The following is a 12,890-nucleotide window of genomic DNA, read 5'->3' on the forward strand; positions in this document are numbered from 1 at the left end:
CAGTCGCCCATGGAATCCCGACTCTCCGTCGTCGTCCCCGTCCACAACGTCGAGCCCTACCTGCGGGAGTGCCTGGACTCGCTCAGGGAACAGACCTTCGAGGACTTCGACGTGGTCCTGATCGACGACGGGTCCACCGACCGCAGCCCGGAGATCGCCGAGTCCTTCACCGCCCGCGACCGGCGGTTCCGGCTGTACCGGCAGCCGAACGAGGGGCTCGGCGCGGCACGCAACGCGGGACTGCTGCGGATCGCCGCCGGAAGCGAGTACCTGGCCTTCCTCGACAGTGACGACACCCTGCCGCCCGACGCCTACCGGCTGCTGGTCGACACCCTGGACGAGACCGGCTCCGACTTCGCCGCCGGGCACGTGACGCGCTTCCGCGCGGTCGGCGCGGTGCCGTCGCCGATCCACCGCAAGCCCTTCGCCCGGACCGAGCTGCGCACCCACATCACCCGGCTGCCGGAGCTGGTCACCGACCGCACCGCCTGGAACAAGGTCTACCGGCGCACCTTCTGGGACCAGCACCGGTTCCGCTACCCCGAGGGCATGCTCTACGAGGACGCCCCGGTGACCATCCCCGCGCACTTCGCCGCCGACAGCGTGGACGTGCTCAGCACCCCGGTCTACAACTGGCGCGAACGGGAGGGCGGAACCCCGTCGATCACCCAGCGCCGCAACGACTGCCAGGGCCTGCGCGACCGGATCGCCTCCATCGGCCTGGTGCTGGACTACCTCGGCGCCCGCCCGGGCCCGGAGGCCGAGGAGCACCTGCGGCTCTACCAGGACAACGTCACCAACGAGGAGCTGCACCTGTTCCTCAAGGTGCTGCGGCGGGCCGACCCGGCGTTCCACCGCACCTACCTGGAGGAAGTCGGCGCCCTGCTGCGGCGGATGGGCCACACCGCGCTCCGCGCCTGCCCGGAGCCCACCCGGCTGAAGCTCTACCTGACCGCCGCCGGACGCCTGGAGGAACTGCTCGACCTGCTCGGCTACGAGGAGGAGTTCGGCTTCGCGATCCCGGTGCGCGGACTGCTCGGCCGCCGCGCCGACTACCCGTTCCTGCGCGAGCGCCCGGCCGTCCCGGCGGACGTGGTCCGGGTCGGCCGCGAGCTCACCGTGGAGACCAGGCTGGACGCCACCGCCTGGCGCGACGGGCAGCTCCAGCTCACCGGAAGGGCGTGGACCAGGCACCTGGGCGCGGAACGCCGGGCCGGATCACCCAAGGCGGTACTGCTCCGGGAGACCGGCGGACGCCGGACCCTGCTGCTGCCGACCCGGACCGTCAGCGGGGCGAACGCCACCGCCGAGTCCGGCCAGTCGCTGCGCTCCTACGACTGGGCGGGCTTCACCGCCCGGCTCGACCCGCGCCGACTGCGGCACCGCGGCCAGTGGCGCGAGGGCAGTTGGCGGGCCACCGTGCTGCTGCCCGGCGGCGGCAGGCTGCGCCGCGAGCGGATCCGGGCCACCGGCGCGGGCAGTGCCCAGCACCCCTCGCCGTACTGGGTGGACCGGGACGTCCGGGTGGTCCCGCGGCTCCGGGACGAGCACCTGTACCTCGACGTCGAGCGGGTCCGGGCGCGGGTGCGCGGCGCGGTGGCGCTGGCCGACGGCATCGAGCTGACCGGCTCGCTGACCGACCCCCGGGGCCGCGCCGCCGAACACGCCTGGATCCGGCTGCGCCGCCCGGACGCCCCCGCCGAACCGCCGCTGGACCTGCCGCTGCGACTCGACCAACCCCTGGGCCCGTCGCGGCAGTTCCACCTCCTGCTGCGCCCGGACCTGCTGCCCGGGACCGATCCGGAACTGCTCTGGGACTGCCAACTGCTGCTCCCCGAAGGGGTGCTGCTGCCACTGGTGCTGGACGAGCGGGAGAGCCCGGACAGCGTGCAGTACCAGCTGCCGCCCGACCCCACCGCCGGTCCGCGGGTGCTGCACGTCAAGCGCTCACCCCGGGGCTACCTCCAGGTCTGCCGCCAACTCCCGCGCCCGCTGGTCGAGTACCTGGCGGCACTGCCCGACGGCGGCGGCTTCACCCTGGCCGGACGGCTGCCGCTGACCGGGCGGCGGCAGCTGCGGCTGGAGCTCACCCGCGACTGGAGCGGCGAGCGGCAGCACCAGCGGGTCGAGGCGGTCGACGGCCACTTCACCGCCCGGCTGCGCGGCGCCGCCGAGGCCTCCTACGCCGGTGACGTGCCCCTGGCGCCCGGCAGTTGGACGCTGGCGGTGACCGACTGGCCGGGCTGCGCCGAACCGCTGCCGCTGCAACTCGCCTCCCGCGCCCACTACCTGGTCCCGGCGGAGACCACGGTCAAGGGCGCCCGGATGACTCTGGACCGCTCCGGCTACGACCAGCTCCGACTGACGGTGCATCACACCCTGGACGCCGCAACCGGAAGCGGCTACCGGCAGCGCCGCCTGCGCACCGTCGACTACCCGGCCGCCCGCCGCCGCCTGCTGCTCGACGCGGTGCTCTACGACGACTTCGGCGGCAAGCACTTCGGTGACTCGCCGCGCGCTGTGCACGAGGAACTGGTGCGCCGGGGAGCCTCGTTGGAGCACCTGTGGGTGGTCCGCGACGGCCAGGTCGACCTCCCGGCAACGGCCACCGCGGTACCGGTGCGCAGCCCCGAGTGGTACCGGGCGCTGGGCCGCTGCCGCTTCGTGGTCGGCAACACCCACCTGCCGCCGTGGCTCGAACGGCGCGAGGGCCAGGTGATCGTGCAGACCTGGCACGGCACCCCGCTCCGGCGGATCGGCCGCGACCGGCCCGCCGCCGGCTCCGGCTACCTGGAGGACCTGGAGCGGGAGGTCCGGCAGTGGAGCCTGCTGCTCTCCCCCAACCGCTTCAGCACGCCGATCCTGCGCCGGGCGTTCGGCTACGACGGCGAGATCCTGGAGTCCGGCTACCCGCGCAACGACGCGCTCTGCTCGCCCGACCGGGGCAAGACCACCGAGCGGGTGCGGCGCGCGCTGCGGCTGCCGGAGGGGAAGCGGGTGGTGCTGTACGCGCCGACCTGGCGCGAACACCTGGCCAGGCACCAGGGCGGCTACGCGCTGGACCTGCGGATCGACCTGGAGCACGCCCGCCGCGAGCTGGCCGCGGACCAGGTGCTGCTGGTGCGCGGCCACAGCCGGGTGGTGGAGGCGGTCCCGGGCGCGGACGACGACTTCGTCCGGGACGTCTCGGCCTACCCGGACACCGCCGAACTGCTGCTCGCCGCGGACGTCCTGGTCACCGACTACTCCTCGCTGATGTTCGACTTCGCGATCACCCGCAAGCCGATGCTGTTCTTCGGCCACGACCTGGAGCGGTTCCGCGAGGCCGGCGGCGGCTTCTACCTCGACTTCGAGCGGCGCGCGCCGGGACCGCTGCTGCGGACCTCGGCCGAGCTGGTCCGCGCGCTGCGCGACCCGGACCGGGCCACCGCCCCGTACCACGACGCCTACCGCTGGTTCCGGGGCACCTTCTGCGACCTGGACGACGGCCGGGCCGCGGTCAGGACGGTCGACCGGATGCTGGAACTGGCCGCCGCGAGCCGGTCCCAGCCGTAGCCCTCGGGGCCGGTCCTAGACCGGTCGGGGCGCCGGGGTGCGGTCGGCGAGCGGGGTGAACGGCAGCGGCTCCCGCTCGCCGAGGAAGACCGTGCGGACCACCCGCTCCGCCGCCCGGCCGTCGTCGAAGGCGCAGAACCGCTCCCGGAAGGCCCGCCGCAGCCCGGCGGCCTCCGGGCCGTCCCACTCGCCGGAGCGGAACAGCTCGGCCAGCTCGTCCTCGGTGCGCACCGCCGGGCCCGGGGCCTGTCCCGGACGGCCGGAGAACAGGTCCAGGTAGACGCCCCGGGTCTGCTGGTAGACCTCCCAGTCGTCGGCGAAGACCACGATCGGCCGGTCCAGGTTGGCGTAGTCGAACATCAGCGAGGAGTAGTCGGTGACCAGCGCGTCCGCCGCCAGCGCCAGCCGCTCCACCGAGGGGTGCCGGGACACGTCCAGCACCCGCCCGCCGCCGCCCGCGCCGAAGGAGGAGTCCTCGTCGTAGAGGTAGTGGCCCCGGTTCAGCAGCACGTAGCCGGGGCCGAGCCGCCGCGCCAGCCGCTCCAGGTCCAGCTGCGGCCGGTAGCTCGCCCGGTAGTCCCGCAGCGTCGGCGCGTACAGCAGCACCGTCTGCCCGGGCTCGACGCCGAGCTCGGCGCGGGCCGCCGCGACGTCGTCGGCGGTCGCCGCGTAGAAGACGTCGTTGCGCGGGTAGCCGTACTCCAGCGTCCGGAACGAGGAGGGGTAGACCCGCTCCCAGATCAGCGTGGAGTAGCGGTTCGAGCTCAGGCTGTAGTCCCAGCGGTCCACCCGCTCCAGCAGCTTGGCGAAGTCCAGGCCCCCGGCCGCAGCCGGGTACTCGCGCAGGTCCAGGCCCATCCGCTTGATCGGGGTGCCGTGGTGCGTCTGCAGGTGGACGGTGCCCGGGCGCTTCGGGGCGCCGTCCGGGAAGTTGACGTTGTTGACGAAGTAACTCGCCCGGGAGATCGCCTCGCGGTAGCCGCGGGAGCCAGGACCGACCACGGTCAGCCCCTCGGGGACCTCGGCCCGGCGCTTGTTCTCCACCACCCAGACCGAGCGGATCTCCGGCGCCAGCCGCCGCAGCGCCACCTCGATCGCGGCCGGGTTGCAGCTGGGCACCCGGCCCCAGTACGCGCCGAAGACCGCCAGCCGCGGGTCGAGCGGCAGCTGCCGCTGGACCCGCTGGTAGGCCCCCAGCACCGATCCGGCCACGGCCCGCTTGACCTGCGGCTGGGCCTGCCGGGCGGTGCGCTTCGCGGTCCGGGCCAGCCGGCCGACGGCGCCGGTCTTCCAGTCCGCGGCCAGCTCCACCGCGGCCGCCCCGGCCGGGCGGTGCCGCCGCTCCTCCTCGGCCGCCCGGGTGAAGAACTCGGCGCGGTCGGCCGGGGGCACCCGGTCCGGGTGGTTGCCGATGGTCCGCAGGTGCTCCGCCATCCGCCGGTGCAGCAGCGGACGCCAGCGCTCCAGCTCCGGATGCCCGTCCAGGAACGCGAAGACCAGGTCGTACTGGGCGAAGATGTCGAAGTGCTTGCGGCTGACCGTGGCCAGGATGTTCCCGCCCTGGCGGCGCTGCCGGTAGTGCACCACCACCTTGTCGAGCACCGTCATGCTCCCGGCCGCCAGCATCGACGGATAGGTCCACGGCGTGTCCTCGTAGTACCCGGCCGGGAAGCGCAGCCCGGTCTTCTCCACGAAGCCGCGCCGGTACGCCTTGTTCCAGACCACCATCAGCAGCCCGAGCAGTTCCTCCCGCTCGGCGACGGTGAAGACCTCGGGGCGGGCCCCGCCGTCGGCGGCGACCGGGGCGAACAGCCCGGCGTCGCGGCTGCGGACCACCCGGCCGTCCCAGTAGGTGCGGGCGTAGTCGTAGACCAGTACGTCCGGGTCGCCGGTCTGCTCCAGCCGGTCCGCGATCGCCTGCAGCGAGCCCGGGGTGAGCGTGTCGTCGCTGTCCAGGAAGACCAGGTAGTCGCCGGTGGCGACGTCGATCCCGGCGTTGCGGGCCCGGCCCAGGCCGACGTTCTCCGGCAGGTGCAGCACCCGCACCCGCTCGTCCGACCGGGCGTATTCGTCGAAGATCTCCCCGCAGCCGTCCGGGGAGCGGTCGTCAACCCCGATCAGTTCGAAATCCCTAAAGGATTGGTCCAGAACTGAGTCAAGGCACTCGCCGAGGTACGCCTGGACCTGGTACGCGGGAACGACGACGCTGATACGGGGCATGGCAGGGAAGAATACCGCCAGAGGCGCAGAGGTGGCCTGCGGCCTACTGCGGCTGTAGCATCCCTCGATCCTGCCTGGGGAGCCCGCCGACTCAAAGGCTACGCTTACTCTGCGCCGTCCCCAGCGTTTCCGTTCCCCAGTTCGGGAACGCCGAGCCAGTACGAGAAAGGCCCGTCGCACCTCATGGCCCCCCGTCTTTCTGTCGTCGTCCCCATCTACAACGTCCGGCTCTACCTCGACGAGTGCCTGAACTCCATCGCGGCGCAGACACTCACCGACCTTGAGGTGGTGATGGTCGACGACGGCTCCACCGACGACAGTGCGGCGATCGCCGAGCGGTTCGCGGCCAAGGACGCGCGGTTCCGCCTGGTCCGGCAGGAGAACAAGGGCCTCGGTCCGGCCCGGAACACCGGCATCCGGAACATCCACCCCGACGCCGAGTTCCTGGCCTTCGTCGACAGCGACGACACCATGCCGCCGACCGCGTACCAGCTGATGGTGGAGACCCTGGACGCCACCGGGTCCGACTTCGTCAGCGGCAACGTGCTGCGCTTCCGCTCGGTCGGCTACGTGCAGTCGCCGGTGCACCGGCGGCCCTTCGCCGAGACCGCGCTGCGCACCCACATCACCGAGCGCCCGAACCTGGTCACCGACCGCACCGCCTGGAACAAGGTGTACCGCCGCTCGTTCTGGGACGCCCAGGGCCTGGAGTACCCCGGCATCCTCTACGAGGACGCCCCGGTCAGCGTGCCGCTGCACTTCCTCGCCGAGAAGGTGGACGTCCTCAGCGAGCCGATCTACCACTGGCGCGAGCGCGAGGTCGGGGCCCGCTCGATCACCCAGAACCGGACCGACCCCAAGGGCCTGGTCGACCGGGTCACCTCGATGCGGATGGTGCGCGAGTTCCTGAAGGCCCAGAGCGGCCCCGCGTACGCCGAGCACCTGCGCTTCTACAACGAGAACTCGCTGCTGGAAGAGGTGCCGCTGTTCTTCCGGGCGCTGCCCGAGGGCGGCGAGGAGTACCAGCAGGCGTTCCTGGACCACATCGGCGCGATGATCTCCGAGATCGACAAGGACACGCTGAACTCGCTGCCCGCGCCGATGCGGCTGAAGTACTGGCTCACCGCCAAGCGCCGACTGCCGGAGCTGCTGGACCTGCTGGCGTTCGACCGCAAGTTCCCGTGGACGATCCCGGTCAGGGGCACCGTCCGCAACTACGCCGACTACCCCTCGCTGAAGGGCCGCGCGCCGGTCCCGGAGAGCGTGCTGCGGCTCGACAAGGAGACCGTCCTCCGCACCGGCCTGCAGGAGGCCGACTGGCTCGGCGGACGGCTGCACCTCAAGGGCTACGCCTACCCCAAGCACCTCGGCGCCGAGCAGCGCAGCGAGGGGATCAAGGCGGTGATGCTGCGCGAGCAGGGCAGCCGCCGCAGCGTGGTGCTGCACGCCCGCACCGTGTTCACCCCGCAGCTCACCGCCGAGACCGGCGACCAGCCGCTGCGGCACCTGGACTGGGCCGGCTTCGAGGTCGACCTCGACCCGGCCAAGCTGAAGCAGCGCGGCGAGTGGCGGGACGGCGTCTGGCGGGTGACCGTCGGCGTCTTCGGCAAGGGCCGGCCGCGCCGCAGCCGGATCAAGATGGGCCACCAGGGCTCCGGCCAGTTCCCCAGCCCGATCTGGGTCACCCCCGACGTCCGGGTCATCCCGCAGGTCCGTGACCACCACCTGTACATCCAGGTAGAGACCGTCAGGGCGCGCATGGACCGGGCGGTCCCGGCCGCCGACGGCAGCGGCCAGGTCACCGTGCACGGGCGGATCGCCGCCGCCTCCGCCGCCGAGGGCACCCTGCTCCGGCTGCACCACAAGGAGGCCGGGTCCACCGCCGTCCTCGACTTCCCGGTGGTGCTGGACGCCGCGACCGGCACCGACGGCCTGCGGCCGTTCACCGCCGTGATCGACGGCGCCCAGGTCCACGGGGTGCACCAGCGCGAGGGCCAGCTCCGGCCCGCCTCGCTGGACCGTCCCACCGACCGCTGGAGCACCGAGCTGGTGCTGCCCGGCGGCGAGACCCTGGACATCGCCGTGGACGACCGCAAGGAGGGCTCCGCGGTCCAGGTCCCGGTCGCCGCCGGGTCCGGCACCGCGCCCCGGGTGGTCTACCTGAAGCGCTCCCCGCGCGGCCACCTGCAACTGATCGACCAGCCGCTGCAGCCCCTGGTCGAGCGGGTCACCGCCAGCACCGCCGACAACGGCTTCGTCCTCGAAGGCAGCTTCCCGCTGCCCGGGCGCCACTCCTTCGAGTGGGTGCTGCGGCACGGCAAGCACGCCAAGGCGTACCGCTTCCCCGGCCAGGTCGTGGACGGCCGGTTCCGCTCGGTGCTGCCCGCGCTGCCCAACGACAGCTACGCCGGTGAGCTCCCGCTCCAGGGCGGCAACTGGGAGCTGTTCGTCAGCACCGAGGTGCCCGACGCCCCCGACGGCCGGGTGGAGACCACCGCCCACATCGCCCCCGCCGGGCACACCCTGCTGCCGACCGCCGTCACCGCCCGGAACAAGCGGGTCACCCTGGCCCGCCGCTGGTACGACCGGCTGTTCCTGAACTCCGCCCACGAGCTCGACCCGAGCGCCCGCGGGCGCTACCACCAGCGGCTGCTGCTCAACGAGTTCTACCCGGCGGCGCGCCGCAAGCCGCTGCGCGAGGCCGTGCTCTACGACGTCTTCGAGGGCAAGTCCTACTCCGACTCGCCGCGGGCGGTGCACCAGGAACTGGTGCGGCGCGGCAGCGAGCTGGAGCACCTGTGGGTGGTCCGCGACGACCGGATGATCCCCCCGGCCGGGGCCTCGGCCGTGGTCTACGAGAGCCCGGAGTGGTACGAGGCGCTGGCCCGCTGCCGCTACATCGTCGGCAACACCCACCTGCCCTCCTGGATCGAGCGCCGCGAGGGCCAGGTCATCGTGCAGACCTGGCACGGCACCCCGCTCAAGCGGATCGGCTTCGACTTCGACAACGACTGGTTCAGCGACACCGCCTACCTGGAGGCGCTGGAGCGCGAGGGCAAGCAGTGGAGCGTGCTGGTCTCGCCCAACAGCTTCAGCACCCCGATCCTCAAGCGGGCCTTCCGCTACGAGGGCGAGATCCTGGCCTCCGGCTACCCCCGCAACGACGTGCTGCTCGCGGACGACCGGGAGAAGCACGCCGAGCAGGTCCGGCGCACCCTGGGTCTGCCCGAGGGTAAGAAAATCGTGCTGTACGCGCCCACCTGGCGCGAGGACCGGGTCCGCCACAACGGTGGCCACCAGCTCGACCTGAGGATCGACCTGGAGCAGGCCCGCGCGGCCCTCGGCGACGACCACGTGCTGCTGATCCGGCCGCACGCCCACGTGGTCGAGCCGGTCCCGGGCGAGGGCGACGGCTTCGTCTGGGACGTCGGCAGCTACCCCGATATCCAGGACCTTTACCTGATCGCCGACGTCCTGGTGACCGACTACTCGTCGGTGATGTTCGACTACGCCATCACCGGCCGCCCGATCCTCTTCTTCACCTACGACCTGGAGCACTACCGGGACGCCCTGCGCGGCTTCTACTTCGACTTCGAGGCCACCGCCCCCGGTCCGCTGCTGCACACGTCCGGGGAACTGGTCGAGGCCCTGCGTGATCTCACTCCAGTAATCGAGAGGTACGCTCCGGCCTACGCCGCCTTCCGCGAGGCCTTCTGCGACCTCGACGACGGACAGGCCTCCCGCCGGGTCGTGGACAGGATGCTCGGTCTAGCCTGAGCCTGCCCCAGTCCACCCCGAACCTGAACACGCTCCAGGAGCAGCCTGTGACCAGTCGAGTACGCGTCCCCGCTGCCGTCCAACGGCAGTGGGACCGGGTCCCCCTGCGCTGGCGGCTGCCCGTCGCGGTGTACGCCGCCTGCCAGGTGGTCTACCTGTTCTGGTGGGCGTCGTTCTACCCGGGGCTGTTCAGCTACGACTCGATCACCTACACGTGGGAGGTCACCACCAACCACTGGATCGACGACCACTCGATCCTCTACGACAGCCTGCTGTGGCTGTCGTTGCAGCTCACCGGCGGGGTGTGGCTGCTGACCCTGGCCCAGACGGTGGCCATCTCGCTGGTGCTGGCGTACACCTGCGTGGCGCTGCGCGACCTGGGGGTGCGCGGCCGCTGGGCCGGGCTCGCCGCCGTGTGCGTCGCGGCGCTGCCCTCCACCGGCACCCTCACCGAGTTCGTCTGGAAGGACGCCGCCTTCACCATCTCGGCGGTGCTGGCCTTCGCCGCGATCGCCCGGCTGATCGCCCGCAGACTGCGGGACCGGGACGCCCTCAGCCTCCGCAGCCGCTGGTTCTACCAGCAGTTGGCGGTCCTTGAGGTGGGCTTCATCGGTATCGCCCTGTTCCGGAACAGCAGCGTCGACGCGATCATCGCGGCCGCCCCGCTGCTGATCCTGGCGCTGCGCTCGATGCGCTTGTGGATCACCGCGCTGATCGCCGGGACCACGGCGCTGTACCTGCTGCTCAACTTCCTGGTCTACCCGGCGGTGGGGATCAAGATGCCCACCACCGACCAGTACTACGCCTTCAACTACGCCGACATCGCGGTGGCCTACGGCGAGCATCCCGGCTACTTCACCGCCGCCGACAAGAAGGTGATGGAGAAGGTCGCACCGCTGTCCAAGTGGGGCGGCAAGGCCGCCAACTGCTGGGATGTCGACTGGACCATGGCCGAGCTGAACCGCCCGGAGGCGGCGGCCATCAACAGCCAGCTGATGACGATCTGGTACCAGGTGCTGGAGCGGACCCCGCAGACCGTGGTGGAGGCCAGGCTCTGCCGCTCGCAGATCGCCTGGGGGATCTTCCCCGGCCCGCACGCCCTGTCCGGGGACACCCAGATCGCCTGGCCGCAGCGGTCCACGAACCTGTTCGGGCAGGCGTCTCCGGGCCAGCGGATGGCGCACAGCAAGTACCGCGACGTGCTGCAGACCCGTGGGATCAGCAGCAGGCTGCACCAGTTCGGCCAGTGGCTGTACCTGATCAGCATGACCGAGCAGACCCAGTGGCTGGTCTGGCGCGGCGCCTTCTGGTGCTACGCGAGCTACGCCCTGCTGATCATGCTGGCCCGGCGGCGGCGGAAGGCCGGCTGGCCGTATCTGGCGCTCGGCGGGATCACCTTCGGCCTGCAGATGGCGGTCATCGCGGCCAACCCGGCCGCACTGGCCCGGTACATGCTGCCCACGATCCTCATCGGCATCATGCTGATGCCGCTGATGAGCCTGCTCGGCCGGAAGAACCCGACGGAGCCCTACTCCCCGGCCGACGACCAGCGGGCAGCCCCGCTGCAGGGCCCGACCGAGGGCCCCGGACCCGACCGGCCCACCACGGCCGACCTGACACCCGCCTGACAGCTTCGGGGGGCCGGGGCGCTCGTCAGCCCCGGCTCCCGCCCCGGCTCTCGTCCCGGCTCCCGCCCCGGCGCACGGCGAAGGCGAAGTCACGCCGTGGCCGCCAGACCCGGTCCGCCCCGAACAGGTAGAGGCTGAACCCGGTGACCGCGAACTCCGCGCGGTAGTCCCGGAAGTCCTGGTAGGCCCGGTCCAGCAGCGGTTCGGCCACCGCCTGCGCCACCGTGACATGCGGGTGGTACGGGAAGGCCAGCTCCCGGGCCAGCAGCCCGGACCTGACCGCCGCCTCCAGCGTCCGGCACTCGCGCACCCCGGCCGCCAGCCGGACGTACACCACCGGCGAGACCGGGCGGAAACTGCCGCTGCCGTGCAGCAGCACCTGGAACGGCCGCTGCGCCTCGGCGGCGGCCGCCAGGTGCTCGGCGACCGCGTCCAGCCGCGCGGCGGGCACCTCGGTCGGCGGCAGCAGCGTGACGTGCGTGGGTATCGCCCGGGCCAGCGGATCGCCGTACCCGGCCCGGGCGTCCTGGACCTGTGCGGCGTACGGCTCGGGGACGGCGATGGACACCCCGATGGTGACCGTGCTGCCGCCGTCCCCGCCGACTATGCCCGCCACGTCACCGCTTGGCGGCCGCGAGGAACCCGACCCGGTCGTAGGCGGTGGCCAGGGTCTCCCCGGCGACCGCGCGGGCCTTCTCCGCGCCCCGGGCGAGCACCCGGTCCAGCTCGGCCGGGTCGTCCAGGTACTCCTGGGTGCGCTTCTGGATCGGCGTCACCCACTCCGAGAACAGGTCCGCCAGCTCGGTCTTCAGCGCGCCGTACATCTTGCCCTCGAAGTGCCCCACCAGCTCCGGGATCGACCGGCCGCTGATCGCCGAGTGGATCCGCAGCAGGTTGGACACCCCGGGCTTGAGCTCCTCGTCGTAGGAGACCACGGTGCCGGTGTCGGTGACCGCGCTCTTGATCTTCTTGGCGCTGGTCCTCACCTCGTCCAGCAGGTTGACCAGGCCCTTGGGCGTGGAGGCCGACTTGCTCATCTTCGCCGTCGGGTCCTGCAGGTCGAAGATCTTCGCGGTCTCCTTGAGGATGTACGGGTTCGGCACGGTGAAGGTCTGCCCCAGCCGACCGTTGAAACGCTCCGCCAGGTCCCGGGTCAGCTCGATGTGCTGCCGCTGGTCCTCGCCGACCGGCACCTGGTCGGCCTGGTAGAGCAGGATGTCGGCGACCTGGAGCACCGGGTAGGTGAACAGTCCGACCGTGGTCCGGTCCGCGCCCTGTTTGCCCGACTTGTCCTTGAACTGGGTCATCCGGGCCGCCTCACCGAAGCCGGTGAAGCAGTTCATCACCCAGGCCAGCTGCGCGTGTTCGGGGACGTGCGACTGCACGAACAGGGTGCAGCGCTCGGGGTCGACCCCGACGCCGAGCAGTTGTGCGACCGACAGCCGGGTGTTCTGCCGCAGCACCGCCGGGTCCTGCTCCACGGTGATCGCGTGCAGGTCAACCACCATGTAGAAGGCGTCGTGGGTGTCCTGCAACGCCACCCACTGGCGCACCGCGCCCAGGTAGTTGCCCAGGTGGAAGGACCCGGACGTCGGCTGGATACCAGAGAGCACGCGAGGGCGATCAGTGACCATGCCGCACATTCTCTCAGGGCCGCACCGGCACTTACGCCCACTCGTGCGGTGGACCGTGTGATCCGCGCCGCTACCC

6 protein-coding genes are annotated in these 12,890 nt (G+C 71.9%); 3 read left to right on the top strand and 3 right to left on the bottom strand.

Annotation, left to right across the window (positions count from 1 at the left end; all coding sequences use genetic code 11):
• The first annotated feature begins 9 nt into the window (after positions 1 to 9).
• Positions 10 to 3,555: a bifunctional glycosyltransferase family 2 protein/CDP-glycerol:glycerophosphate glycerophosphotransferase gene (locus GXP74_RS34640; RefSeq protein ID WP_182455191.1), complete on the top strand. Its 3,546-nt coding sequence runs from the start codon at positions 10 to 12 to the stop codon at positions 3,553 to 3,555.
• Between the two features lie 15 nt (positions 3,556 to 3,570).
• Here GXP74_RS34640 and GXP74_RS34645 read toward each other — a convergent pair whose 3' ends face one another.
• Entirely contained in the window at positions 3,571 to 5,775 is a 2,205-nt protein-coding gene (locus GXP74_RS34645; protein ID WP_182455192.1) for a bifunctional glycosyltransferase family 2 protein/CDP-glycerol:glycerophosphate glycerophosphotransferase, read from the bottom strand.
• Positions 5,776 to 5,958: 183 nt separating this feature from the next.
• On the opposite strand from GXP74_RS34645, the gene GXP74_RS34650 reads away from it, so the two are divergent.
• On the top strand, positions 5,959 to 9,552 hold the full coding sequence (locus GXP74_RS34650; protein ID WP_182455193.1) for a bifunctional glycosyltransferase family 2 protein/CDP-glycerol:glycerophosphate glycerophosphotransferase: 3,594 nt from the start codon (positions 5,959 to 5,961) through the stop codon (positions 9,550 to 9,552).
• A 47-nt stretch (positions 9,553 to 9,599) separates the two neighbouring features.
• A complete protein-coding gene (locus tag GXP74_RS34655) occupies positions 9,600 to 11,180 on the top strand; it encodes a hypothetical protein (protein ID WP_182455194.1) in 1,581 nt (526 codons plus the stop codon).
• A gap of 25 nt (positions 11,181 to 11,205) precedes the next feature.
• Here GXP74_RS34655 and GXP74_RS34660 read toward each other — a convergent pair whose 3' ends face one another.
• Together GXP74_RS34660 and trpS are read right to left on the bottom strand one after the other, a co-directional pair.
• Positions 11,206 to 11,796 (bottom strand): 2'-5' RNA ligase family protein, encoded by a 591-nt coding sequence (locus GXP74_RS34660; RefSeq protein WP_182455195.1) that lies wholly within the window; start codon positions 11,794 to 11,796, stop codon positions 11,206 to 11,208.
• A gap of 1 nt (position 11,797) precedes the next feature.
• Positions 11,798 to 12,814: a tryptophan--tRNA ligase gene (trpS, locus tag GXP74_RS34665; protein WP_182455196.1), complete on the bottom strand. Its 1,017-nt coding sequence runs from the start codon at positions 12,812 to 12,814 to the stop codon at positions 11,798 to 11,800.
• Positions 12,815 to 12,890 lie beyond the last annotated feature (76 nt).

It is taken from the genome of Streptacidiphilus sp. P02-A3a, from assembly GCF_014084105.1.
Taxonomy (GTDB): domain Bacteria; phylum Actinomycetota; class Actinomycetes; order Streptomycetales; family Streptomycetaceae; genus Streptacidiphilus.

Excerpts from the sequence above, each read along its gene's own strand:
- GXP74_RS34650 (WP_182455193.1), top strand. The coding sequence starts at position 5,959 with ATGGCCCCCCGTCTTTCTGTCGTCGTCCCCATCTACAACGTCCGGCTC.
- GXP74_RS34645 (WP_182455192.1), bottom strand. The coding sequence starts at position 5,775 with ATGCCCCGTATCAGCGTCGTCGTTCCCGCGTACCAGGTCCAGGCGTAC.
- trpS (WP_182455196.1), bottom strand. The coding sequence starts at position 12,814 with ATGGTCACTGATCGCCCTCGCGTGCTCTCTGGTATCCAGCCGACGTCC.
- GXP74_RS34640 (WP_182455191.1), top strand. The coding sequence starts at position 10 with ATGGAATCCCGACTCTCCGTCGTCGTCCCCGTCCACAACGTCGAGCCC.